This window comes from Streptomyces anandii JCM 4720, assembly GCF_014650655.1.
GTDB classification, from domain to species: Bacteria; Actinomycetota; Actinomycetes; order Streptomycetales; family Streptomycetaceae; genus Streptomyces; species Streptomyces anandii.
The window spans coordinates 236,186-259,823 of sequence record NZ_BMVJ01000010.1 but is presented as its reverse complement, the minus strand read 5'-3'; the positions used below and the strand labels follow the sequence as shown (position 1 = coordinate 259,823).

Annotated in this window: 21 protein-coding genes; 8 read left to right on the top strand and 13 right to left on the bottom strand. The window is 73.0% G+C overall.

Annotated features, from left to right (window positions below; genetic code table 11):
• A partial coding sequence (locus IE249_RS37935; RefSeq protein ID WP_229858868.1) for an ATP-binding cassette domain-containing protein occupies nucleotides 1-269 on the bottom strand: 269 nt, incomplete at its 3' end.
• Nucleotides 270-411: 142 nt separating this feature from the next.
• Nucleotides 412-2,403 carry a Xaa-Pro dipeptidyl-peptidase gene (locus tag IE249_RS20115; RefSeq protein ID WP_189706394.1) on the bottom strand — a complete coding sequence of 664 codons (1,992 nt, stop codon included), beginning with the start codon at nucleotides 2,401-2,403 and terminating at the stop codon, nucleotides 412-414.
• Nucleotides 2,404-2,615: 212 nt separating this feature from the next.
• On the opposite strand from IE249_RS20115, the gene IE249_RS20110 reads away from it, so the two are divergent.
• The gene (locus IE249_RS20110; RefSeq protein ID WP_189706392.1) at nucleotides 2,616-4,109 is read left to right on the top strand and encodes a M1 family metallopeptidase; all 1,494 of its coding nucleotides are present in this window, start codon (nucleotides 2,616-2,618) and stop codon (nucleotides 4,107-4,109) included.
• Between the two features lie 165 nt (nucleotides 4,110-4,274).
• Here the strand turns inward: IE249_RS20110 and IE249_RS20105 are convergent, their stop codons facing one another.
• A complete protein-coding gene (locus tag IE249_RS20105; protein ID WP_189706390.1) occupies nucleotides 4,275-5,735 on the bottom strand; it encodes an amino acid permease in 1,461 nt (486 codons plus the stop codon).
• A gap of 250 nt (nucleotides 5,736-5,985) precedes the next feature.
• On the opposite strand from IE249_RS20105, the gene IE249_RS20100 reads away from it, so the two are divergent.
• Nucleotides 5,986-6,720, top strand: a complete 735-nt coding sequence (locus tag IE249_RS20100; RefSeq protein WP_189706387.1) for a MerR family transcriptional regulator — start codon at nucleotides 5,986-5,988, stop codon at nucleotides 6,718-6,720.
• Nucleotides 6,721-6,771: 51 nt separating this feature from the next.
• Here the strand turns inward: IE249_RS20100 and IE249_RS20095 are convergent, their stop codons facing one another.
• From IE249_RS20095 to IE249_RS20085, 3 genes are read right to left on the bottom strand one after another with little or no spacing between them, the layout of a single operon-like run.
• A complete protein-coding gene (locus IE249_RS20095; protein WP_189706386.1) occupies nucleotides 6,772-8,961 on the bottom strand; it encodes a 3-hydroxyacyl-CoA dehydrogenase NAD-binding domain-containing protein in 2,190 nt (729 codons plus the stop codon).
• Nucleotides 8,962-9,001: 40 nt separating this feature from the next.
• Nucleotides 9,002-10,216: an acetyl-CoA C-acetyltransferase gene (locus IE249_RS20090; RefSeq protein ID WP_189706384.1), complete on the bottom strand. Its 1,215-nt coding sequence runs from the start codon at nucleotides 10,214-10,216 to the stop codon at nucleotides 9,002-9,004.
• An 11-nt stretch (nucleotides 10,217-10,227) separates the two neighbouring features.
• Nucleotides 10,228-11,373: a CaiB/BaiF CoA transferase family protein gene (locus IE249_RS20085; RefSeq protein WP_189706382.1), complete on the bottom strand. Its 1,146-nt coding sequence runs from the start codon at nucleotides 11,371-11,373 to the stop codon at nucleotides 10,228-10,230.
• A gap of 184 nt (nucleotides 11,374-11,557) precedes the next feature.
• Here IE249_RS20085 and IE249_RS20080 point away from each other — a divergent pair, with 184 nt between their 5' ends.
• The gene (locus tag IE249_RS20080) at nucleotides 11,558-12,736 is read left to right on the top strand and encodes a saccharopine dehydrogenase family protein (protein WP_189706380.1); all 1,179 of its coding nucleotides are present in this window, start codon (nucleotides 11,558-11,560) and stop codon (nucleotides 12,734-12,736) included.
• 496 nt (nucleotides 12,737-13,232) lie between these two features.
• On the opposite strand, the gene mmpA is transcribed toward IE249_RS20080, so the two are convergent.
• The 4 genes from mmpA to IE249_RS20060 all read right to left on the bottom strand — a co-directional run bounded on the left by mmpA (nucleotide 13,233) and on the right by IE249_RS20060 (nucleotide 15,746).
• Nucleotides 13,233-13,382 carry a morphogenic membrane protein MmpA gene (mmpA, locus tag IE249_RS20075; RefSeq protein ID WP_189706378.1) on the bottom strand — a complete coding sequence of 50 codons (150 nt, stop codon included), beginning with the start codon at nucleotides 13,380-13,382 and terminating at the stop codon, nucleotides 13,233-13,235.
• Between the two features lie 68 nt (nucleotides 13,383-13,450).
• Nucleotides 13,451-14,161 (bottom strand): endonuclease V, encoded by a 711-nt coding sequence (locus IE249_RS20070; protein WP_189706375.1) that lies wholly within the window; start codon nucleotides 14,159-14,161, stop codon nucleotides 13,451-13,453.
• 99 nt (nucleotides 14,162-14,260) lie between these two features.
• Entirely contained in the window at nucleotides 14,261-14,587 is a 327-nt protein-coding gene (locus IE249_RS20065) for a plasmid stabilization protein (protein ID WP_189706373.1), read from the bottom strand.
• Between the two features lie 70 nt (nucleotides 14,588-14,657).
• Complete coding sequence (locus tag IE249_RS20060; protein ID WP_189706470.1) at nucleotides 14,658-15,746, bottom strand: WD40/YVTN/BNR-like repeat-containing protein; 1,089 nt, start codon at nucleotides 15,744-15,746, stop codon at nucleotides 14,658-14,660.
• Between the two features lie 370 nt (nucleotides 15,747-16,116).
• Here IE249_RS20060 and ssgD point away from each other — a divergent pair, with 370 nt between their 5' ends.
• Nucleotides 16,117-16,533, top strand: coding sequence for a spore wall synthesis regulator SsgD (gene ssgD, locus IE249_RS20055; protein ID WP_189706371.1), 417 nt, complete (start codon nucleotides 16,117-16,119; stop codon nucleotides 16,531-16,533).
• 140 nt (nucleotides 16,534-16,673) lie between these two features.
• Here ssgD and IE249_RS20050 read toward each other — a convergent pair whose 3' ends face one another.
• Complete coding sequence (locus IE249_RS20050; protein ID WP_189706369.1) at nucleotides 16,674-17,345, bottom strand: GOLPH3/VPS74 family protein; 672 nt, start codon at nucleotides 17,343-17,345, stop codon at nucleotides 16,674-16,676.
• 337 nt (nucleotides 17,346-17,682) lie between these two features.
• On the opposite strand from IE249_RS20050, the gene IE249_RS20045 reads away from it, so the two are divergent.
• From IE249_RS20045 to IE249_RS20035, 3 genes are all read left to right on the top strand, one after another.
• Nucleotides 17,683-19,308, top strand: a complete 1,626-nt coding sequence (locus tag IE249_RS20045; RefSeq protein ID WP_189706367.1) for an ABC-F family ATP-binding cassette domain-containing protein — start codon at nucleotides 17,683-17,685, stop codon at nucleotides 19,306-19,308.
• Between the two features lie 129 nt (nucleotides 19,309-19,437).
• The gene (gene ddaH, locus IE249_RS20040; RefSeq protein ID WP_189706365.1) at nucleotides 19,438-20,214 is read left to right on the top strand and encodes a dimethylargininase; all 777 of its coding nucleotides are present in this window, start codon (nucleotides 19,438-19,440) and stop codon (nucleotides 20,212-20,214) included.
• Nucleotides 20,215-20,440: 226 nt separating this feature from the next.
• Entirely contained in the window at nucleotides 20,441-21,415 is a 975-nt protein-coding gene (locus tag IE249_RS20035) for an acyl-ACP desaturase (protein ID WP_189706363.1), read from the top strand.
• 58 nt (nucleotides 21,416-21,473) lie between these two features.
• Here IE249_RS20035 and IE249_RS20030 read toward each other — a convergent pair whose 3' ends face one another.
• Nucleotides 21,474-21,719, bottom strand: a complete 246-nt coding sequence (locus tag IE249_RS20030; protein WP_189706361.1) for a WhiB family transcriptional regulator — start codon at nucleotides 21,717-21,719, stop codon at nucleotides 21,474-21,476.
• A 204-nt stretch (nucleotides 21,720-21,923) separates the two neighbouring features.
• Here IE249_RS20030 and IE249_RS20025 point away from each other — a divergent pair, with 204 nt between their 5' ends.
• Nucleotides 21,924-22,715: a VOC family protein gene (locus IE249_RS20025; protein WP_189706359.1), complete on the top strand. Its 792-nt coding sequence runs from the start codon at nucleotides 21,924-21,926 to the stop codon at nucleotides 22,713-22,715.
• Between the two features lie 5 nt (nucleotides 22,716-22,720).
• Here IE249_RS20025 and IE249_RS20020 read toward each other — a convergent pair.
• Nucleotides 22,721-23,638, bottom strand: a 918-nt coding sequence (locus tag IE249_RS20020) for a LacI family DNA-binding transcriptional regulator (protein ID WP_229858867.1), incomplete at its 5' end; no start/stop codon positions are given.

The following is a 23,638-nucleotide window of genomic DNA, read 5'->3' as shown; positions in this document are numbered from 1 at the left end:
GCGAGGAACTCGCGCACGCTCTCCCCCGGCCGGCGCTCCGGCTCCTGCGGCAGATGTCCCACGGTGGCGGTGGGCGGGGAGAGGGCGAGTTCGCCCTGATCGGGCGCGGCGAGCCCGGCGAGCATCCGCAGCAGCGTGGACTTGCCCGCGCCGTTGGCACCGACCAGCCCGATCACGTCGCCGGGCGCGACGACGAGGTCGAGCCCGGTGAACAGCGTGCGGTCGGCGTGTCCGGCGGCGAGGTTCTTGGCGACGAGGGTGGCAGTCATCAGACCGCCGATCCTAGGTCCCCGTCCGGGGTGCGCGGCAGGCGGCCGGGCCGGTGACGCGGCCGCCGAAGGCGCGTCGGGCCGGCCGCCGGAGCGGGTCCGAGCCCGGGTGCCCCGCTTCGGGCGCCCGGGCTCGGGCGCGTCAGCCCGCGGGCAGGCGGTGCACGGCGCCGGCCGCCGGCACGCCCTGCCGGCTCCCGGCCCCGGCACCCGCCCCGCTCCCGTACGCCGACGCGTCGGGCGCCGAGCCCGCCGTCGCCCGGGCGAAGGCCGCCGCGCCGCCCGTCAGCGCGACCCGGGCCGAGGTGCGGGCCAGGTCCAGCGTCAGGGTGGGGGTGGAGGCCGGGGGATCGATGAGGTCCTTGTCCGTGCCCGCCACGATCAGCGCCAGCCGGTGGCCCCTGGGCACGACGTGGTCGGTGGGCGCCAGGTCCAGGGTGATGGTGTACGCCCTGCCCGGGGTGAGCGGGACGCCCCTGCCGGTGTCGGCGTAGGCGCCGAGATCGGCCCAGCCGCGGCTGACGATCGTGTAACCCACGGCCTTGGTCTTCGCCGCCGTCTCCTTGTAGCAGGCGCTGTCCCCGGCCGTGCCGGCGCCCCAGCAGGTGCGGTCGGTGAGGGTGGTGATGCCCTCGGCGGCGTCGGCGTAGTCGCGGATCGTGTCGGGCCCGAGGTCGACCAGGACGGCGGACAGATGGGCCGTCGTGGTGGTCGGGGTCGCGGTGACGGTCACCCGCGAGGAGCCGGCGAGCCTCAGGTCGTGGCTGAGCGGCACGGTGAGGAACCCGGCCTTCTCCGCGGTCGGCCGGCCGGCCCGGTCGGCCCAGTCGGTCTCGCTCAGCCGGGGGTCGTCGGTGAAGGTCTCGGTGCCGTGGGCGGCGCGCAGGCCGAGGGCGCCGACGCCGGGACGGCTGCCGGGGGCCGGGCGCAGGGTGGTGGCGGCGGTGCCGGCCGGGGGCCAGACGCGGGAGGTCACCCACTGGCCGGGGTGGCGCTCGACGTCGGCCACGGGCTCGCGGTCGACGCCGTTGTCGTAGCCGAGGAGTTCGTGGTCGAACCAGCGGTGCAGGGTGTCCACCCAGGCGCCCCGGCGGAAGTCGAACGGGTCGACGTGACCGGTCTGGGAGAGCCAGATCTTGCGCTTGACGTGGTGCCGGGCGAGCGCGTCCCACCACTGGCCGAAGTTCTTGGTGCGGACGTTGAGGTCCTGCATGCCGTGGACGAGGAAGACGCTCGCCCGTACCTTGCCCGCGTCGCGGACGTAGTCGCGCGCGGTCCACAGCGGTGTCCAGTCGCCGCTGCGCGGGGCGCCGTCGACGAGCTTCTTCTGCACGGCCGCGCACCTGGACCGCGCGCCGGGGCTCTCGACGTAGTCGGACAGCCAGTCGGGGCCGGAGTCGTACAGCGGGGCGCCCTTGGCGAAGTAGTAGTCGTACCAGGAGGAGATGGCGCTGATCGGCACGATGGTCTTCAGGCCCTTGACGCCGGTGGCGGCCACGCCGTTGGCGATGGTGCCGTCCCAGCTCTTGCCGATCATGCCGGTTCTGCCGTTGGTCCAGGTGGCCCTGGCGCGGGTGGAGCCGGTGCGGGTGGTGTAGGCGCGGGCGCGGCCGTTCAGCCAGTCGATGACGGCCTTGGCGGAGCGGATGTCGGAGGGGCCGCCGACGTCGACACAGCCGTCGGAGCGGTCGGTGCCGGCCAGGTCGACGCCCACGAAGGCGTAGCCGCGCGGCACGAAGTAGTTGTCGTAGAACAGCGGCATCTGCACGACGTGCCCGCTGCTGTCGTAGGTCTTCTTCTGACTCTCGTTGCCGCGCCCGCAGCAGGAGTAGTACGGGCTGGCGTCCATGATCACGGGGACTTTGCGGCCCTGCCGGGCGGCCTCGCGCGGGCGGACGATGTCGGCGGCGACGCGGTCGGGGTGGCCGTCGCCGTCCGTGTCGGCGCCGGTGTCGACCCAGACGGACTCGCGGACGGCGTGCGCGTAGGAGTAGACGGGCCGGCTCTCGTGCGGGGTCCGGTCCTCGCGCGGTGCGCCGTGGGCCGCGGCGGGGGTGAGGAGCGCGGCCGCCAGCACGGCGGTGGCCGTCACGGCGAGCGATCTCCAGGTGGTCATGCGCATGCTTATCGGCATGTGCGGGACGCTACAGGGGTCAACTCCCGTACAGAAAGAGGCGACTGACGGGCCAAAGGCGCTCGTGCGTGGCCGGAAAGGGGCGCCGCCTGGGGCGGGCTCATGACGGCCGAATGGCGATCGTGTGACGGGGGTGGCCATGGACATGCCCGGGGCCACAGGGACTCAATAGGCTCCGAACAGACCGAGTTCACCTACGACTTGGAGCTGACGTGCACCGCAGAATCACCGTGCCGGGAGCACTGGCGGCGGCCTGTCTCCTGCTGGCGATCCCGGCATCGGCCGCGAGCCACTCCCCCGGCGCGCCGGGCATCGGCGACCCCTACTACCCCGACTACGGCAACGGCGGCTACGACGTCTCCCACTACGACCTGCGGCTGAAGTACCAGCCCGCGACGGACGAGCTGGAGGGCACGGCGACCATCGAGGCCCGCACCACGCAGGACCTGTCCAGCTTCGACCTGGACTTCCTGCTGGACGTGAGCGAGGTACGGGTCAACGGCGCCAAGGCCGCCTTCACCTCCTCCGGCCAGCACGAACTGGTGGTCACCCCGAGGACGCCGCTGGACAAGGGCACGCCCGTCACCGTGGTCGTCCGCTACCGCGGGGTGCCCTCCACCAAGAGCGCCTACGGCTTCACCACCTGGCACCGCACCCCCGACGGCGCCGTCGCGGCGGACGAGCCCGAGGCGGCCTGGTGGTGGTTCCCGAGCAACGACCACCCGCTCGACAAGGCGACGTACGACGTGTCGGTGGCCGTCCCGGACGGCACCCAGGCCATCTCCAACGGCACGCTGCAGTCGACCAGCTCCAAGCTGGGCTGGACGCGCTACAACTGGCGGCAGAACAAGCCGCAGGCGACGTATCTGGCCACACTGGCGCTCGGGAAGTTCGACATCACCACGGGGACCTCCGAGGGCGGCGTCCCGGTCGTCAACGCCTACAGCAAGGACCTCGGCGACAACGACGGGGCTGCGCGCGCGAGCGTGGAGCGCACCGGCGAGCTCGTCGACTGGCTGAGCGGCTACTTCGGGCCGTACCCCTTCGCCTCGGCCGGCGGCTACGTGCCGAACACCACCACCGGGTACGCGCTGGAGACCCAGACCCGCGTGTACTACAGCCCCAAGCAGTTCGCCAACGGCTCCAACACCTCGGTCGTGGTGCACGAGCTGGCCCACCAGTGGTACGGCGACAGCGTGTCGCTCAAGGGCTGGAAGGACATCTGGATCAACGAGGGCTTCGCGCGCTACGCGCAGTGGCTGTGGTCCGAGCACGAGGGCGAGGGCACCACGCAGGAGCTGGCGGACTACGTCTACGCCTCGCACCCGGCCGACGACGCCTTCTGGACGGTGAAGCCGGGCGACCCGGGCCCGGACAACCAGTTCGACGCCGCGGTCTACGACCGGGGCGCCCTCGCCATCCAGGCGCTGCGCAACGCGATCGGCGACGACGCCTTCTTCGCCGTCCTCAAGGGCTGGCCGCAGCGGCACGCCTACGGCAACGCCTCGGTGGCCGACTTCCAGAAGTACGCCGAGCAGGTCTCCGGCAAGCCGCTGGCCGCGCTGTTCGACACCTGGCTGTTCCAGCCGTCGAAGCCGGCCGCGCCCGCGGCCCGCGCGGCGGCCCTGGCGCCGGGGAAGACGGCTCCCGCCCGGCCTCAGTCCTGGCGCCGCATCGAGGCGACGAACGACGTACACGCAAGGTGAGCGGACGCCGACCGCGGCCCGGGGCGCACCGTCCCCGGGCCGCGGCCGGCGCCACTCGCCCGGGCGGGACGCCGACGCCGGTCACCCGAGCGGCCCGCCGATACCGGCCGCCGATACCGCCCGCCGGTGCGCGCCGCCGGTGTCGGTCGGGTCCGGGCGCTCCGGTCAGTTGCCGGACAGTTCCCGGGCGGTGGCCCGGCTGACGCGGTGGCGGACGGCGAACCAGCCGCCCACCAGGAGTGCCGCGATCAGCGGGATCAGCAGCAGGGTCTTGCGGCCGACCTCGGGGTCGTTCCACATCAGGGCGAGGCAGGCCAGCAGGAACGCGATCGTGGCGATCTCGGTGACCGGGCTGCCGGGGAGGCGGAAGTGCGGGCGGGCCACCAGACCGGCCCTGGCGCGGCGCACGAAGACCAGGTGGCAGACCATGATGATCACCCAGGTGCTGACGATGCCGAGGGAGGCGACGTTCAGCACGATCTCGAACGCCTGGCTGGGCACGAGGTAGTTCAGGCCCACACCGAGCACGCAGACCGCGCAGGTCAGCAGGATGCCGCCGTACGGCACCTGGCTGCGGCTCATCACGCGGGTGAACTTCGGCGCGGAACCGGCCATGGCCATGGAGCGCAGGATGCGGCCGGTGGAGTACAGGCCGGAGTTCAGCGAGGACATGGCGGCGGTGAGGACCACCAGGTTCATCACGTCACCGGCGGCCGGGACGCCGATCCGGGACAGCACGGTGACGAAGGGGCTCTCGTCGGCCGAGTAGACGGAGCCGGGCAGCAGCAGGGCGAGCAGGACGACCGAGCCGCAGTAGAACAGGCCCACGCGCCACATGATCGAGTTCACCGCGCGCGGGACGACCTTCTCCGGCTCGGCGGTCTCGCCCGCGGCGACGCCGACCAGCTCCAGGGCGGCGTACGCGAAGATCACGCCCTGCATGACGAGGACGACGGGCATCGCGCCGTGCGGCAGGACTCCGCCGTTGTCGGTGATCACGCTCAGGCCGGGGGCGTGGCCGCCCACGTCGTGCCGCGTGGCCAGCAGGAAAACGCCGATCAGCATGAAGCCGACGAGGGTGGCGACCTTGACGATCGCGAACCAGAACTCCATCTCGCCGAAGATCTTCACCGAGATCAGGTTCACCGCCAGGACCACGGCGAGCGCCACCAGCGCCAGCACCCACTGCGGGATGGAGGTGAACATGCTCCAGTAGTGCGTGTAGAGCGCGATGGCGGTGATGTCGGCGATACCGGTCGTCGACCAGTTCAGGAAGTACATCCAGCCGGCGACGTAGGCGCCCTTCTCGCCGAGGAACTCGCGCGCGTACGACACGAAGGACCCGGAGGAGGGCCGGTAGAGCACCAGCTCACCGAGCGCCCGGACCACGAAGAACGCGAAGACTCCGCACACCAGGTAGGCCACCGCCAGCGCCGGGCCCGCGGTGTGCAGGCGGCCGCCCGCGCCGAGGAAGAGGCCGGTGCCGATCGCGCCGCCGATCGCGATCATGTTCACATGGCGGTGCTTGAGATCCTTGCTGTAGCCGGCGTCGCCCGCGTCGGCGGGCGTCCCGGTCGCCTGGGGATGGTCGGCGACCTGTGCCGTGCCCACGGAGTCGTTGCTCACGGGTGGTTCCACTCTCTGGTGTCCCGGGCGGATGCGTCCGGGCGTCCGTACAAGTTCCGGCCCGCGCCACCCATGACGTGGTACAGACCAGTGCAGCACTTTCCCCGAGCGATCAGCTCGCATGCGATGACCCACGTCACAGAGCGGGACTTCTCACACGTCCTTCGCACAACGGTCACCGGGCCCGCACCGCAGGTCAGGGCCTTCACACCATTGGTGAGACAGCGGTGGTGCAGCGATACTGCTGGGCATGACGACCGACACCGGGGAGCCGGCCCTGACGATCGACGAGCTGGCCGCGCGGGCCGGGGTCACGGTGCGCACGGTCCGCTTCTACAGCACCCGCGGTCTGCTGCCCCCGCCGGTGATCGGCCCGCGCCGGGTAGGCCGGTACGGCCGTGAGCACCTGGCGCGGCTGGCGCTGATCGAGGAGATGCAGCACCAGGGGATGACGCTGGCCGCGATCGAACGGCATCTGCGGCAGCTGCCGCCCGGTCTGAGCGTCCGCGACCTCGCGATCCACCGCGCGGTGGTGGCCTCCTGGGCGCCGGAGACGGTGGAGCCGGCCACCCGCGAGGAGCTGAACCGGCGGGCCGGCCGGCCGCTGACCGACGCGGAGGTGGAGCGGCTGGCCGCGATGGGCGTGCTCACGCGCGACCAGGACGTCTACCGCGTGGACGCCGGGCTGCTGCGGCTCGGCGTCGAACTGCTCGACGTGCCGTTCTCGGAGGAGACGGTCCTGGCCGCCCGCACGGCGCTCCTCGAACACTCCCGCGCCGCCGCGCGCGAGCTGTCCCGGCTGCTGCGCGACGCGGTCGCCGAGCGGGACGCGCGCGACGTGAAGTCGCTCTCGGCCCACATGCATCCCTTGGTGGTGCAGGCCCTCCTGACCACCTTCCAGCGCTCCCTGCGCGAGGAACTCCGCCAGTGGCTCGCCGCCGACTCCGAGGGCGCCGAGGAGGGCGAAGGGGCCGAGGGGGCCTAGGCAGCCGGCGGGAGCGACCGGGCTGCCGCCGCGGCAGCCCGGTCGCCGTTTTCAGCGGGCGTCTGTGAAGATCTCGCCGCTCTCCGCCTTCTCCACCAGCAGGGCCGGCGGGGTGAAGCGGTCGCCGTAGTGCTCGGCCAGTTCGCGGGCGCGGGCCACGAAGCCGGGCAGGCCGCCCTCGTAGCCGTTGATGTACTGGAGCACGCCGCCCGTCCAGCCGGGGAAGCCGATGCCGAGGATGGAGCCGATGTTGGCGTCCGCGACCGAGGTCAGAACCCCCTCTTCCAGGAGCCGGACCGTGTCGAGGGCCTCGGAGAAGAGCATGCGCTCCTGCATGTCCCGGAACGGGATCTCGTGCCCGGGCTCGGTGAAGTGCTCGCGCAGGCCCGGCCACAGTCCGGCCCGCCTGCCGTCCTCGCCGTACTCGTAGAAGCCGGCGCCGCCGCTGCGGCCGGTGCGGCCGAACTCGTCGACCATGCGGTCGATGACCGCCTCGGCCGGGTGCGCGGCCCAGGTGCCGCCGGCCTCCTGCACGGCCCGCTTCGACTCGTTGCGGATCTTGCGGGGCAGCGTGAGGGTCAGCTCGTCCATCAGGGACAGCACCTTGGCCGGGTAGCCGGCCTGGGCGGCGGCCTGCTCCACCGACGCGGGCTCGATGCCCTCGCCGACCATGGCCACGCCCTCGTTGATGAAGTGGCCGATCACGCGGGAGGTGAAGAACCCGCGCGAGTCGTTGACCACGATCGGGGTCTTGTTGATCTGCCGGACCAGGTCGAAGGCGCGGGCCAGCGCCTCCTCGCCGGTGCGCTCGCCCTTGATGATCTCGACGAGCGGCATCTTGTCGACCGGCGAGAAGAAGTGCAGGCCGATGAAGTCCGCCTGGCGCTCCACGCCCTCGGCGAGCGTGGTGATCGGCAGGGTGGAGGTGTTGGAGCACAGGAGCGCGTCCGGGCCGACGACGTGCTCGATCTCCTGGAAGACCTTGTGCTTGAGTGCCGGGTCCTCGAAGACGGCCTCGATCACCGCGTCGCAGCCCGCGAGGTCGGCGGCCTCGGCGGTGGGGGTGATGCGGGCGAGCAGGGCGTCCGCCTTCTCCTGGCTGGTGCGGCCCTTGGCGACGGCCTTGGCGCACAGCTTCTCGGAGTAGCCCTTGCCCTTGACGGCGGCCTCCAGGGAGACGTCCTTGAGGACGACGTCGATCCCCGCGCGGGCACACGAGTAGGCGATGCCGGCGCCCATCATCCCGGCGCCGAGGACGGCGACACGGCGGACCTGGCGGGGCTCGACGCCCTTGGGGCGGTTGGCGCCGGAGTTGACGGCCTGGAGGTCGAAGAAGAACGCCTGGATCATGTTCTTCGAGGTCTGCCCGGCGGCCAGTTCCACGAAGTAGCGGGCCTCGACGACCTGGGCCGTCTCGAAGTCGACCTGGGCGCCCTCGACGGCCGCGGCGAGGATGTTGCGCGGGGCCGGGTAGGGCGCGCCGCCCGTCTGCTTGCGCAGGGTCGCCGGGAAAGCGGGCAGGTTGGCGGCGAACTTGGGGTTCGAGGGGGTGCCGCCGGGGATGCGGTAGCCCGGGCGGTCCCAGGGCTGCTGCGAGACGGGGTTGGCGTCGATGAACGCGCGTGCCTTGGCGAGCAGTTCGTCCGCGCTGGCGGCCACCTCGTGGACCAGGCCGTTCTCCTGGGCGCGGCGCGCGTTGTACTGCTGCCCCTGGAGGAGGACCTTCAGCAGGGCGTCGGTGATGCCCAGCAGGCGCACGGTGCGCACGACCCCGCCGCCGCCGGGGAGCAGCCCGAGGGTGACCTCGGGGCAGCCGATCTTCGTGCCGGGGGTGTCGAGGGCGACGCGGTGGTGGCAGGCCAGGGCGATCTCGTAACCGCCGCCGAGGGCCGCGCCGTTGATCGCGGCGACGACCGGCTTGCCGAGGGTCTCGATGCGGCGCAGGTTCCGCTTGACGGCGAGGCCGCCGTCGAACAGCTCCTGGGCGGTGTCCGGGGTGACGCGGATGAGGTCGCGCAGGTCGCCGCCCGCGAAGAAGGTCTTCTTGGCGGAGGTGAGGATGACTCCGCGCACGGAGTCGGGGTCGGCCGCGATCTCCGCCTCCAGGCGGTCGGCGACCGCGGCGAGGGAGTCACGGAACGCCTGGTTCATGGTGTTCGCGGACTGGTCGGGATCGTCCAGGACGAGGGTGACGACGCCGGTGCCGTCCTTCTCCCAGCGGATGGTGGTGCTCTCGGTCATGTCAGGGGTCTCCGTTGAGTCTCGTGATTCCGCGGGGAGTTCAGACGCGCTCGACGACGGTGGCGATGCCCATGCCGCCGCCCACGCACAGCGTGGCCAGGCCGTACCGCTTGTCCTGGCGCTCCAGTTCGTCGACGAGGGTGCCGAGGATCATCGCGCCGGTGGCGCCGAGCGGGTGGCCGAGGGCGATGGCGCCGCCGTTGACGTTGACCTTGTCCAGGGACAGGCCCATGTCCTTCACGAAGCGGAGCACGACCGCGGCGAACGCCTCGTTGATCTCCACGAGGTCGATGTCGTCGATGGTGAGTCCGGCCTTGGCGAGCGCCTTGCGGGTGGCGGGGGCGGGCCCGGTGAGCATGATGGTGGGCTCGGAGCCGGAGACGGCGGCGGAGACGATCCGCGCGCGCGGCCGCATCCCGTGGCGCTCGCCGGCCTCCCTGGAGCCGATGGCGACGAGCGAGGCGCCGTCGACGATGCCGGAGGAGTTGCCCGCGTGGTGGACGTGGTCGATCTTCTCCACCCAGTGGTACTTCTGCAGGGCGACGGCGTCGAAGCCGCCGAGCTCGCCGATGTCCGCGAAGGAGGGCTTGAGCTTGCCGAGGGAGTCGGCGGTGGTGCCGGGACGCGGGTGCTCGTCGTGGTCGAGGACGACCAGTCCGCTGCGGTCCCTGACCGGGACGACGGAGCGCTCGAAGCGGCCCTCCTTCCAGGCGGTGGCCGCGCGCTCCTGGGACAGGGCCGCGTACTCGTCGACGTCCCGCCGGGTGAAGCCCTCGATGGTGGCGATCAGGTCGGCGCCGATGCCCTGGGGCACGAAGTTGACGGCGAGGTTGGTCATCGGGTCGTTGAACCAGGCGCCGCCGTCGGAGGCCATCGGTACCCGGGACATCGACTCGACGCCGCCCGCGAGGACCAGGTCCTCCCAGCCGGAGCGCACCTTGGCGGCGGCCATGTTGACGGCCTCGAGGCCCGAGGCACAGAAGCGGTTCTCCTGCACGCCGGCGACGGTGTCCGGCAGTCCGGCCGCGACGGCGGCGATCCGGGCGATGTCGGAGCCCTGGTCGCCGACCGGGCCGACGACGCCGAGGACGATGTCGTCGATCGCCGCGGGGTCGAGGTCCGGGAAGCGGCCGCGGATCTCGTGGATGAGGCCGACGACGAGGTCGATGGGCTTGGTGCCGTGCAGGGCGCCGCTGGCCTTGCCGCGCCCGCGCGGGGTGCGGATCGCGTCGTAGACGTACGCTTCGGTGCTCACTGACAAGCCTTTCACTGAGGGTTTTCGGGGCGGAGGGCGGGCAGGTCCCAGTCGCGGGCGACGTCGGCCGTGTCCGCGCCGGGCAGGGCCGGTGCGGTGCGCACGGCGGTGGGGGTGGCGGAGAAGCGGGGCGCGGGGGCGGGCTGGGTGAGGCCCTCGTGGTCGGTGAAGGTGGCGCGGGCGGCGAGGTGCGGGTGGTGCGGGGCCTCGCGCAGGTTCAGCACGGGGGCCACGCAGGCGTCGGAGCCGTCGAAGACGGCCGTCCACTCGTCCCGGGTGCGGGACTTGAAGCGGGCGGCGACCGCCTCGCGCAGTTCACTCCACCGGGTGACGTCCGTACGGGCGCCGGCGTACTGCCCGTCCAGGCCGAGGAGGCTCAGGAACTCGTCGTAGAACTGCGGCTCGAGGGCGCCGACCGCCATGTGGCCGCCGTCGGCCGTCTCGTACGTCCCGTAGTACGGGCAGCCGCCGTCCAGGAGGTTGGCGCCGCGGCGGTCCTGCCAGGCGCCGGCGGCGAGCATGCCGTGGATCATCGCGGAGAGGTGGGCCGTGCCGTCGACGATGGCGGCGTCCACGACCTGGCCGGTGCCGGTCTCGCGCGCGTGGTGCAGGGCGGCGAGGACGCCGACGACGAGGTAGAGGGAGCCGCCCGCGTAGTCGCCGAGGAGGTTGGCGGGGACGGCCGGGGGCTCGTCGGCCCTGCCGATCAGGCCGAGGGCGCCGGTGACGGCGATGTAGGCGATGTCGTGTCCCGCGCGGGGCGCGAGGGGGCCGTCCTGCCCCCAGCCGGTCATCCGGCCGTAGACGAGGCGGGGGTTGCGGGCGCGGCAGTCGTCGGGGCCGATGCCGAGGCGCTCGGCGACGCCGGGGCGGTAGCCCTCGATCAGGATGTCGGCGCGCTCGGCGAGGTCGAGGACGCGGGCCGGGCCGTCGGGGGACTTCAGGTCCACGACCACCGAACGCTTGTTGCGGTTGGTGATGTCGTGGCCGGGGTCGATGCCGAGCGCGGAGCCGCCGGGCCGGTCCACGCGCACCACGTCGGCGCCCAGGTCGGCCAGCAGCATGGCGGCGAACGGGCCGGGTCCGATGCCGGCCAGCTCCACCACGCGCACGCCGGTCAGCGGGCCGTGCCGTCCGGTCGCCCTGGCCGCTGTCATCCAGCCCCCTCGCTGTGACACAACTGATGTAACACCGACGATGCTAAGAACGTGTTCCACCGGACACAAGCCCTGGACGAGCAAGCGCTTAGCCAAGTGTGCGCACCCTGCGCATGGGACGCCGCACCTCTCACGCTAGCCTCGGCCACCGACAGCGGCGCGGGCTGACGAGGCGAGGGGTGTCATGAACAGGCTGAAAAGGACGGACCGTCCGTACGACGTCGTGCTCTTCGGAGCCACCGGGTTCGTGGGCACGCTGACCGCGGAGTACCTCGCCGCGCACGCGCCGGACGGACTGCGCTGGGCGATCGCCGGCCGCAGCGAGGCCAGGCTGCGGGAACTGCGCGAGCGGCTGCCGGGCGGCGAGTCGGTCGCGGTGCTGCGGGCCGACGCGGCCGACCCGGCCTCCCTGAGCGAGCTCGCCCGGCGGACGCGCGTGCTGGCCACCACGGTGGGTCCCTACGTGACGTACGGCGAGGAGCTCGTCGCCGCCTGCGCGGACAACGGCACCGACTACCTCGACCTCACCGGCGAGCCCGAGTTCGTCGACCTGGTGTACGTGCGGCACGACGCACGCGCGCGGGAGACCGGGGCGCGGCTGGTGCACGCCTGCGGGTTCGACTCCGTGCCGCACGACCTGGGCGCGTACTTCACGGTGCGGCAGCTGCCCGAGGGCGTGCCGCTGAGCGTGGACGGGTTCGTCCGGGTGGACGCGGCCTTCTCGGGCGGGACGTTCGCCTCGGCGCTCAACCAGTTCGCGCGTCCGCTGAGGATGCGGGCGGCCGCGCGCGAGCGCGCGCGGCACGAGCCGCGGCTGATGGGGCGGCGGGCGTCCGCGCCGGCGGGCGCGCCGCGGTTCGCCGGGGAGGTCGGCGCGTGGGCGCTGCCGCTGCCGACGATCGACCCGCAGATCGTGGTGCGCTCCGCGCGCGCCCTGGAGCGCTACGGGCCCGACTTCCGCTACCGCCACTACGCGGCCGTCGAGCGCCTGCCCGTCGCGGTGGGCGGGGTGGCGGCCGTGGGCGCACTGGCCGCGGCGGCCCAAGTGCCGCCCGCGCGACGGTGGTTGTCGGGCCGACTGCAGCCCGGTGAGGGGCCGAGCGCGGAGCGGCGGGCCCGGAGCTGGTTCTCGGTGCGCTTCGTCGGCGAGGGCGGGGGCCGGCGGGTGCTGACGGAGGTGTCGGGCGGCGACCCGGGGTACGGCGAGACGGCGAAGATGTTCGCCGAGTCGGCCCTGTGCCTCGCCCTCGACGACCTGCCGCCCACGGCCGGTCAGGTGACCACGGCCGTCGCCATGGGCGACGCGCTCCTCGCCCGCCTGAACGCGGCCGGCATCACCTTCAGAGTGGCCGCCCACCGCTGACCCACCCTCCGGGCGACACGAAACGCCCACCACCTGCGCCCGCCAGGGCCTCACGCAACGCCTGTCGCCCGCGCCGTGCGGGACGCCGCCCGCCAGGACGGTGCGCGATGCCGCCCGCCAGGCGCGGTGAAAGGCCTGTCGCGGGGGCAGTGCGCGACGCCGCCGGCCTGGGCGGGGCGGCAGGCGGTCTGCCGGGGCGGGGCGCGTCATCTGGCGCCCGGGCTGTGCGCGACGCCTCTGCCGAGGCGGTACGGAACACCTGCCGCCAGGGCAGTGCGCGTCGCCGTCTGCCAGCTGGTGTGGAGCACCTGCCGCCTGGGCGATGCGCGACGCCGTCGGCCAGGGCGGCGCGTGACGCCTGCCGCCAGGACGGTGCGGAACACACCCGCTGGGGCGGGGCGAAAGCCTTCCGCCTGGGCGGTGCGCGACGTCCCCGCTGACCGGGCGGTGCGGACCACGTGCGGCCCGGGCGGGACGGGACGTTCGCTGCCCGGGGCTAGCGGGTCCAGCCGGTCACGGTGAAGATCATGGCGCCTATCCAGGCGAGCCCGGTCAGCAGGGCGAGGATCAGGGTCGCGTTCACGGCGCGTTCGACCGGGCGGTTCGGGTCGGCCAGCGGTTTCGGGGAGCGGTGCGTCGTCGTCATGCGGCACAGCCTGCCGAGAGCGCCCCGCCCGTCACATCCGTACGGCTACTCAGAACCCGTACGGATACTCAGGCCGCGTACTCACCCGCCCCCGTGGCCTCCGCGAGCGCCCGGCGGCACAGCGCGTCGGCCCTGCGGGTGGTCTCCGGCTGGCGGTGGGCCGGGGTGAGGGCGAGGGTGTGGGCGCAGGCGTTGTCCAGGCTCACCCGGTGGCCCACCGAGACGTAGACCGGCTTGACGCCGTCGCGGGTGCGCAGGGCGCGACCGACCTCCTCGGCGCCCGCGAGCAGCGGGGTGGAGCTCCCGCGGGGGGCGGCGGGCGGTTCGTGGGTGAAGGTGAAGGGGTTCTTGGCGACGCCGATGGTGGGCAGTCCGGTGAGGACGCCGAGGTGGCTGGCGAGCCCGAAGCGGCGCGGGTGGGCGAGGCCGTAGCCGTCGCAGACCACCAGGCCTGGCGGGCGGGGCAGGGCGCCGAGCGCGGCCAGGACGGCCGGGATCTCGCGGAAGGCCAGCAGCCCGGGGACGTAGGGAAAGGAGATCCGCCCCACCGCGGTGGCCTCGGCGACCACTTCCAGGGTGGCCGCGTCGAGGACGACGGCCGCCGCGGCCACGAGGTCGCGGTCGTCGTCGTAGGCGACGTCGACGCCGGTGACATGGCCCGTGCCGGGCGGCGGTCCGGGCTCACCGAGCACCACCCGGCCGCGCAACTCGTCCTGGACGGCCCGGGCCTGGTCCTCCGTGGCGGGCCAGTCGTCGGGGATGCGTACGGTCGTCGTCATGGTGGCCACGAGCGTACGCCGGGCGCGGCGGGCGCCGTCCCGGGGGTGCGGGCTCGCGGCCGCGCCGGGACGCGGGCCCGCCCCGCCCGGTGTGCCGGGTCAGCCCTTGCCCAGCGCCTGCTGGAGCTGCTGCTTGTTCATGTCCGAGCGGCCGTGGATGTCGCGCTTCTTGGCCTCCTCGTAGAGCTGGTCGTAGGTCGGCCCGCCGGAGCCGCCGCCCGAGCGCTGTCCGCCCCGCTTGCCGGAGGACATGTCCTGGGTGGACGTGCGGCTCGCGGTCTTCGACTCGCCGGAGCGGGCGCGCTCCTTGTTCACCGTGCGCGCGGCGATCTCCTTGGCGCGGTCGGTGCTCTCACCCCGGTCCTGCGCGCTCTTCTTGATGTGCTCGTACTGGCGCTCCCGTTTGGAGCTGGAACCGCGTGGCATGCCGTTCACTTCCTCTCTGTCAAGGAACGGATACCCGCATCCTGGAACAGTTCGTCACATCAGGCGATATTCAATCCTCCAGTCGAGCGACGCGGCCCTTCTCCCCGGATGCCCAGCAGCCGAGATCCGACGCGCAGTCGACGGTGTCGTACGAACCGGTGTCGACGGTCCGCCAGGTGCGGCCCGCGTCGAGGGTGAGGTCCGTTCCGGTCGGGCCGACGGCGAGGGCCGCCGCACGGGTGTGCGGGAGCCAGGCCACGCCGGAGCGGTAGGCGGCGGGCGGCGTGGCGGAGGGCCGCCAGGTGCGGCCGGCGTCCGGCGTCGTGGCGGACGCGCGGGGTGACGTCTGTCCGGGCCGGTAGTCGCCGCCGACCGCCAGACCGTGGGCGCGGTCCCGGAAGGCCAGGGCGAAGACGCCCTTGGCCGGATCGCCCGCGGGGACCGGCGTGTCGGCGGCCGTCCAGGTCAGTCCGCGGTCGGCGGAGTGCAGCACGCGCGCGCGTGCGCCTCCCCCGGTGGCGAGCCAGACGTCCCGCGGCCCCGAGGTGACCAGGCACTGGCCGCTCGCGGCGAACCCGGCCTCGCCGTCGAGGGCCTGGGGCATGCCCTGGTCGGGCAGCACCTTCCAGGAGCGGCCGCCGTCACCGGTGGACAGGATGCGGAACCGGCCGTCCACCGGGTCGCTCATGGCCAGCCCGTGCCGGTGGTCGAAGAAGGCCAGGCAGTCGTAGAAGGCGTGCGCGTCGGTGTTGCGGAAGGACTCGGTCCAGGTCGCGCCGCCGTCGTCGGTCCGGTAGATCCGGGAGTCCTCGCCCTCGCCGATGGCGAGCACGGCCGCCCGCCGCGCGTCGAACGCCTCGATGTCGCGGAACTCGAGCGCGGACGCGCCGGGCGGTGAGACGTCGCGCCAGTGCGCCCCGCCGTCGGTGGTGCGCAGCACGGTGCCACCGGTTCCGGCCACCCAGGCGGTGCCGCGGCTGACCGCGGACAGCCCGCGGAAGCGCACCCCGGGCGTGCCGGTGTCCTTGAGCCGCCAGTGCGGCACCGGCGATCGGTGCTCCCGCGCGTGTGCCCGGTCCGCGCCCGCGGCGGGGCCGGCCGCCAGGGCGGGCACGGCCGTCAGGGCGGGCAGGGCCACGAGTGCGGCCAGTGCCGTCAGGGCGGCCGGTACCCTCCGGGCCGCCGGGCCGGTGCCGGTGCCGGTGCCGGTACCTGCCCGGCCGGTTCCCGCCGGTACCTGCCGTCGCGTACTCCCCAAGCGCCTCATGGCGGGGGAAGCTAGCCCACGGCCCCGGCGCCGTCCAGACGGCCTCCGGTCCCAACACGCCTGCCGCGCACCGCACATGGAACCGCACGTACACGGAAAGGGAACCGGAGATGGAATACGTCACGGTTGCGAATGAACGCGGTGACAGAGGTCACTCGTTCCTCGTGTGCACGGATTGGCTGATTCCGTCGTCTCTTCCAGTGCCCCGCCCATCCGCCCGTCAGCCCGGATGTCCGTCCAGCCGTCCCAAGGGAGCAAGGCCTTGTCCACCCTCATCGAGCAGCCCGTGGAGGCGCGCCTGGTCGCCGCGGCCCCCCGGATGCCCAGCATCCCCGCCACGCTGCACTACGACCGGCGCGATCCGTTCGCCGTCCGCATGACCTTCCCCGCGCCGGCCACCCTGGAGGGCGTGGAGGTCTGCTGGACCTTCGCGCGCGAGCTGCTCATCGAGGGGCTCAGCGAACCGCGGGGCCACGGCGACGTCCGCGTGCGCCCGTACGGCTACGACCGCACGGTCCTGGAGTTCCACGCCCCCGAGGGCACCGCCGTGGTGCATGTGCGCAGCGGTGAGATACGGACGTTCCTCCAGGCCACGAGCGAGCTGGTGCCGGTGGGGCTGGAGCACCTGCAGCTGGACCTGGACCACGACCTGGCCGAGCTGATGCGGGACGCCTACTGATCCTTCCGCCTCGCGCCGCGCTCCCCGGGTCGACGGCCCCGGGGAGCGCGGCGGTCGCGGGTCGCGAAGTACGCGGCGGTCGCGGAGCACTCGGCGGTCGCGGTGGCCGTGGACCGGCCGGGCTTGGCCGGGCGGTGGGCTCAGCCGCCGGCCGGGGCGGAGGCCGCCGTGGTGGCCACGACCACGGCGGTACGGACCTCACGGACGACCCGGCGCAGGGCGGGCGCGGCCGCACCGCTGCGCTCGGTCAGCTCCTCGATGCGCCGCCGATGACGTCTCCGGTCCCTGCCGGAGCCCAGCGTGCGGAGTTCGGCGGCGGCCGCCAGGGCCACGACGGCCGCGTCGCGCTCGGACACCTCGGCGGCCGGGCGGTCACCCTCCAGCACCCCGCGCGCCTCCCGGTTCAGCGCGTCCACGGCGGCGAGGCGGTCGAGGGCGTACTCCACGGACGGGAAGATGCCGAGGACGCGCCGCTTCTCCGCCCGCAGATACCCCTCCGCGGCCAGTTGTTCCCGTACGGCCACGAGCGTGTAGCGGGCCCGCAGGGTCACCCAGGCGCGCCAGCGGCGCGGTCGTGACTCCCGTACGAGTTCCAGCAGACCGTCCAGGACCGGGTCGCCGGTGCGGGCGTCCAGGTCGACCGGCGTGGTGATGCCGTCGTCGTCGACGAGGAGTCCGCGCTGGGCGAGTTCGGTGAGGGCGCCGGCCCTCACCAGGTGGTGCAGGTGCGCGGTGCCGGTGAGACGCGGACGCCCGGTGTCCCAGGCGAGCAGGTACAGCCTGGCCGGCAGCGAGAGCGGGCCGTCGGACACGGTGCCTCCTTCGTGCCGCGGGCCGCTGGGCCCACGTCTCGTTCCCTCGGGTTGCTTCTAATTCCTTTGACAGCCGCCCGGCCGCCTCGTACGGTCTGGAGCGGTCCTGTTGCCGCCGATTGGAGAAGGACGTTGCTCGTCTGAGGTCCTGAGACACCGCCTCACACCCGTGCGGGTGTGTGTGCCGCGTGCGACCTCGGCCTCCGAGCCGTCCTGAAGGAAGTCCGGCCCAGGGCTCTTCTCATGCCCCGTGCCCTCCCGCCTACACGGACCGTCGCCTCCGCGGTGTCTCGACACGCGTTTGCCCTGACCGCATCAAGCAACCGCGAGGCCGCCCATGTCCGCATCCGTCACCTGCACCTCCCTGTCCTTCGCCTGGCCGGACGGCACCGCCGTCCTGACCGGCCTCGACATCGCCTTCGGCCCCGGCCGCACCGGGCTCGTCGGCGTCAACGGGTCGGGGAAGTCCACCCTGTTGAAACTCGTCGCCGGAGAGCTGACCCCCTCCGACGGCACCGTGCGGGTCGCCGGCGAGGTCGGCCTGCTCCCGCAGAACGTCACCCTCGACACCTCGCTGCGCGTCGACGAGGCGCTCGGCATCGCCGCGCGCCGGGCCGCGCTGCACGCAATCGAGTCCGGCGAGGTGTCCGAGGAGCACTTCGAGATCCTGGGCGACGACTGGGACGTGGAGGAGCGCGCCCTGGCCACCCTGGGCGAACTCGGCCTCGGCCACATCGGGCTGGACCGCACGGTGGGCGAGGTGTCGGGCGGAGAGTCGGTGCTGCTGCGCCTGGCCGCGCTGCTGCTGCGCCGGCCGGACGTGCTGCTGCTGGACGAACCCACCAACAACCTCGACCTGTACGCGCGCCGGCGGCTGTACGCGGCCGTCGCGGCCTGGCCGGGCGTGCTGGTCGTGGTCAGCCACGACCGGGAACTGCTCGAACTGGTCGACCGGATCGCGGACCTGCGCTCCGGGGAGGTCACCTGGTACGGCGGCAACTTCTCGGCGTACGAGGAGGCCCTGGCCACCGAGCAGGACGCGGCCGAGCGCATGGTCCGCGTCGCCGAGGCCGACCTGCGCAGGCAGAAGCGCGAGCTGGCCGACGCCCAGGTGAAGCTGTCCCGCCGCAAGCGGTACGGGCAGAAGATGTGGGACAGCAAACGCGAGCCGAAGATCGTCATGGGCGCCCGCAAGCGCGCGGCCCAGGAGTCCGCGGGCAAGCACCGCATCATGCACGAGGAGCGGCTCGCCGGGGCGCGGGAACGGCTCGACGAGGCGGTGGAGGCCGTGCGGGACGACGACGAGATCCGCGTCGACCTGCCGTTCACGGCCGTACCGCCCGGGCGGGGCGTCCTCACCCTGGAGAACCTGGAACTCGCCTACGGCACACGGGTGCCCGGCACGCACGAGCTGCGCGGCCCCGAGCGGGTCGCGCTGCTCGGCCGCAACGGCTCGGGAAAGACGACGCTGCTGCGCACGATCACCGGCGAGCTGGAACCGGTGTCGGGGCACGTGACCGCGCACGTCCCGCTGCGGTTCCTGCCGCAGCGGCTCGACGTGCTCGACGGCGAGCTGACCGTCGTGGAGAACGTGGCCCGGCACGCGCCGGGCGCCACGAACAACCGGATCAGGGCGCGGCTGGCCCGCTTCCTGTTCCGGGGCGGACGCGCCGACCGCAAGGCGGCCACGCTGTCCGGCGGCGAGCGGTTCCGGGCGGCACTGGCGGCGCTGCTGCTGGCCGAGCCCGCGCCTCAGCTGCTCATGCTCGACGAGCCGACGAACAACCTCGACATGGCGAGCGTGCGCCAGCTGACCACGGCACTCGAGTCCTACGAGGGCGCACTGGTCGTGGCGAGCCACGACCTGCCGTTCCTGGAGTCCGTCGGCATCACCCGCTGGCTGGTGCTGGAGGAGGGAGAACTGAGGGAAACCACCCGGGAGGCGGTCATGGACCCCGCGTAGGGGGGTCTCAGGAGGGGCACAGGGCGGCAACGAGGGTTTTGTGGGCGGGGACGATTGGCGCATGATGGCCAACCGGTGCGGACACACCCGCACCGGCGAGAACCGCCCCGCCGATCCGGAAGGTCACTCGTGCCCAGCCAGAAGGCCCTCGTCCGCCGCCCCAGCCCACGCCTCGCCGAAGGGCTGGTGACGCACATCGAGCGGGAGCAGGTCGACGTCGAGCTCGCGCTGCGGCAGTGGGAGGAGTACGTCGAGGCGCTGCGCACCCACGGCTGGGAGACCGTCGAGGTCGAGGAGGCCGACGACTGCCCCGACTCGGTGTTCGTCGAGGACACCGTCGTCATGTACCGGAACGTCGCCCTGATCACCCGCCCCGGGGCGGAGTCCCGGCGGGCGGAGACCGCGGGCGTCGAGGAGGCCGTGGCGCGGCTGGGCTGCTCGGTCAACTGGGTCTGGGAGCCCGGCACGCTCGACGGCGGGGACGTGCTGAAGGTCGGCGACACCATCTACGTGGGCCGGGGCGGGCGCACCAACGCGGCCGGCGTGCAGCAGTTGCGCGCCGCGTTCGAGCCGCTCGGGGCACGGGTCGTGGCCGTGCCCGTGAGCAAGGTGCTGCATCTGAAGTCGGCGGTGACCGCGCTGCCGGACGGCACCGTCATCGGTCACATCCCGAAGGTGGACACGCCGTCGCTCTACCCGGCCTTCCTGCCCGTGCCCGAGGAGTCCGGCGGGCACGTGGTGCTGCTCGGCGGCGCCAAACTGCTGATGGCGGCGAGCGCGCCGAAGACCGCCGAACTCCTCGGCGATCTGGGCTTCGAGCCGGTCCTGGTGGACATCGGCGAGTTCGAGAAGCTCGAGGGCTGTGTGACGTGCCTCTCGGTCCGGCTGCGGGGGCTGTACGCCTGACCGGGTGATCCGCTCACCCTTCGGCCCCGGGACCTGCGTGTCCCGGGGCCGTTCGGCGTGCCCCTCAACTCTCCCGCGTACCCGCGCTGATCAGCGATCTTTACAGCGGTCTTAACCTACGGCTTCGTAACCTACGGCTTCGTAGCCTACGATCCCGTAAGTTCCCGGCACCGCTCGCCGGGTCCCGCTCTGCCCCCGCACCTCCGCGCGTCCCCCTGGAGTTCCCGTGACGATCACCTCTCCTCACCTCGGCAGCCCGTCCGTCTGGACCGACGCGAGGCTGCTCTACGCGCTGGAGGAAGTGGTCGAGAAGGAGCTGAACCGGCATCTGAAGGTCGCCAAGGACTGGATGCCGCACGAGTACGTGCCCTGGAGCGACGGCCGCAACTTCCCCGGGCAGTTCGCGGACGGCGAGGCGTGGGACAAGGAGCAGTCCAAGGTCACCGAGATCGGCCGGACCGCCCTCGTCGTCAACCTGCTGACCGAGGACAACCTGCCGAGCTACCACCACGAGATCGCCACCCTCTTCGGCCGTGACGGCGCCTGGGGGACCTGGGTGCACCGCTGGACGGCCGAGGAGGGCCGGCACGGCATCGTGATGCGTGACTACCTGCTCGCCTCGCGCGCGGTGGACCCGGACAAGCTGGAGCGGTTCCGGATGGCGCACATGAGCGAGGGCTTCGAGTCCGACAACCGGCACTCGATGCTGCACTCCGTGGCCTACGTCGCCTTCCAGGAGCTCGCCACCCGCATCTCGCACCGCAACACCGGGCACCAGTCCGGCGACCCGGTCTGCGACCGCATGCTGGCGCGCATCGCGACGGACGAGAACCTGCACATGGTCTTCTACCGCAACCTCCTCAAGGCGGCCTTCGAGCTCGCGCCCGACCTCACCATGGGCGCGGTGCGGGACGTGGTGGTCGACTTCCGCATGCCCGGGCACGGGATCCCCGGCTTCGAGCGGGCGGCGGCCCAGATGGCCATCGGCGAGGTCTACAACCTGCGTATCCACCACGACGACGTGCTCCAGCCGGTGCTGCGCTTCCTGAAGATCATGGAGATCGACGGGCTGGGCCCCGAAGGGCTGAAGGCCCAGGAGGAACTGGGGCTGTTCATGCACGGCCTGGACACGGAGGCCTCGAAGTTCGACGAGAAGCTGGCCGCACGCAGGGCGCGGATGGCGGCCCGCGCGAGCGGCTGACCCGCGCGGGGCCGTCGGCGCGGAGCGGTCCCCGCGCGGCAGCTCCCGCGCGGTCGCGCTACGGGGTGACCCTTCTGAGGGCCAGCCGCTCCTTCTCGGACAGACCGCCCCAGACGCCGAAGCGTTCGTCGTTGGCCAGGGCGTACTCCAGGCAGGCCGGGCGCATCTCGCACATCCCGCAGATGCGCTTGGCCTCGCGCACCGAGCTGCCCGGCTCGGGAAAGAAGAAGTCGGCCCCGGTCTGCGCGCACAGGGCCCGGTCCTGCCAGGCGGTGCCGGCCGGGGTGATCGTCTCGGAGTGCATGCGCGAGATCCTGCCGCGCGGCGAAAAACGTTCGATCAACGCCGCATCAACGCGGCCCGCGGGGCCCCCGGCCACCCCATGGTGGCCCGGGGCCGCCGGCCACCGCACGGCGGCTCGCCGAAGCTCCGGTCGGGGCGCGGTTGTCAGTGGCGGGTGCGAGACTCGTCAGTGCGGACAACCGGGCCCCTTCGAAGGAGGGCGAGGATGCTCACCACCCGTTTCGTCAACGGCGCCCCGAACTGGATCGACGTCGGCACCTCCGACCTCGACGGCGCCCGTTCCTTCTACGAAGGGCTCTTCGGCTGGGAATTCCGGTCGGCGGGCTCCGAGGCCGGCGGCTACGGCTTCTTCCAGCTGGACGGCCGGACGGTCGCCGGCGGCATGCAGACCACGGCCGAGCAGGGACCGCCCTCCTGGACCGTGTACTTCCAGAGCGCCGACGCCGACGCCACCGCCAAGACGGCCGAGCAGGCGCACGGCGGCGTGCTGGCGCAGCCCATGGACGTCATGGGCCAGGGCCGCATGGCGATCCTCTCCGACAAGGCCGGCGTGCCCTTCGGCATCTGGCAGCCCGGGCAGACCAAGGGCGTGGACGTGGCGGGCGACCCCGGCTCGCTGTGCTGGGTCGAGCTCTACACCCCTGACATCGCCGCCGCCGCCGCGTTCTACAACAAGGTGCTGGGCCTGGAGACCTCGGCCGTGACCTTCCCCGGCGGCACGTACACCTGCGTCAATCCCGCGGAGGGCGGCGAGGACGCCATGTTCGGCGGCATCGTGCCGCTCGGCGAGGACCCCGTCGAGGCGGAGGGCGGCCCGTACTGGCTGCCGTACTTCGAGGTGACCGACACCGACGCCACGGTCGCCAGGGCGGAGGAACTGGGCGGCACCGTCCGCGGGGCCGCCACCGACGTCCCCGGGGTCGGCCGCATCGCCCGCCTCGCGGACCCGTCCGGCGCCCGCTTCGCGGTGATCAGGAGCGGCACTTCGCAGACGTGAGTCTCCTAGGCGGAGGCGCGTCGGATCAGTGTCGTCGGCAGGACGACGCTGCGCGGTGCGCCTCCCACCGCGGCCTCGCCCGCCCCGCCCGTCTCGCCGTCCCCCCGGTCCAGGCCGCGCAGCAGCAGGCGGGCCATCAGACGGCCCATCTCCTCTATGTCCTGGCGGACCGTCGTCAGCGGGGGGTCGGTCTGCTCGGCCACGGGCAGCATGTCGTCGAAGCCGACCACGGCGACGTCCTCCGGCACCCGCAGCCCGCGCTCGCGCAGCACGCGCAGGGCACCGGACGCGGTGAGATCGTTGGCGGCGAACACGGCGTCGAGGTCCGGGCAGCGGTCGAGGAGTTCGCGCATCGCGCGCTCGCCGTCGGCGGGAGTGAAGTCGCTCTCCACGATGAGCCGTGGGTCGGCGTCGACCATGACGTCCCGGAAGCCGTCCAGCCGGTCCACCGCCGAGGTCTGGTCGAGCGGCCCGGTGATGTGCCCGATCCGGCGGCGGCCCAGCCCGGCCAGGTGCCGTACGGCCTCGCGGGCCCCGCCCCGGTTGTCGCTGTCGACGTACACCACCCGCCGTGAACCGTCGCTCCAGCCGGGCCGTCCGCCGAACACGGTCGGCACTCCGGCGCGCTGGATCAGCCCGGGCAGCGGATCGTCGAGGTGGAGGGAGAAGACGAGCGCGCCGTCGACATGGCCGCCCGCGAGATAGCGCCCCACCCGGGTGTGGTCGTCGCGGCCCTCCGTCAGCAGCAGCACGAGCTGGGCGTCGTGAGCCGTCAGTTCCTTGCTGATGCCGCGCAGTTGGAGCGCGAAGAAGGGGTCCGCGAAGACCCGCGTCTCGGGTTCGGCGATGACGACGGCGACGGCGTCGTGCCGCTTGGTCACCAGGCTGCGCGCGGCCTGGTTGGGCACGTACCCGAGTTCCTC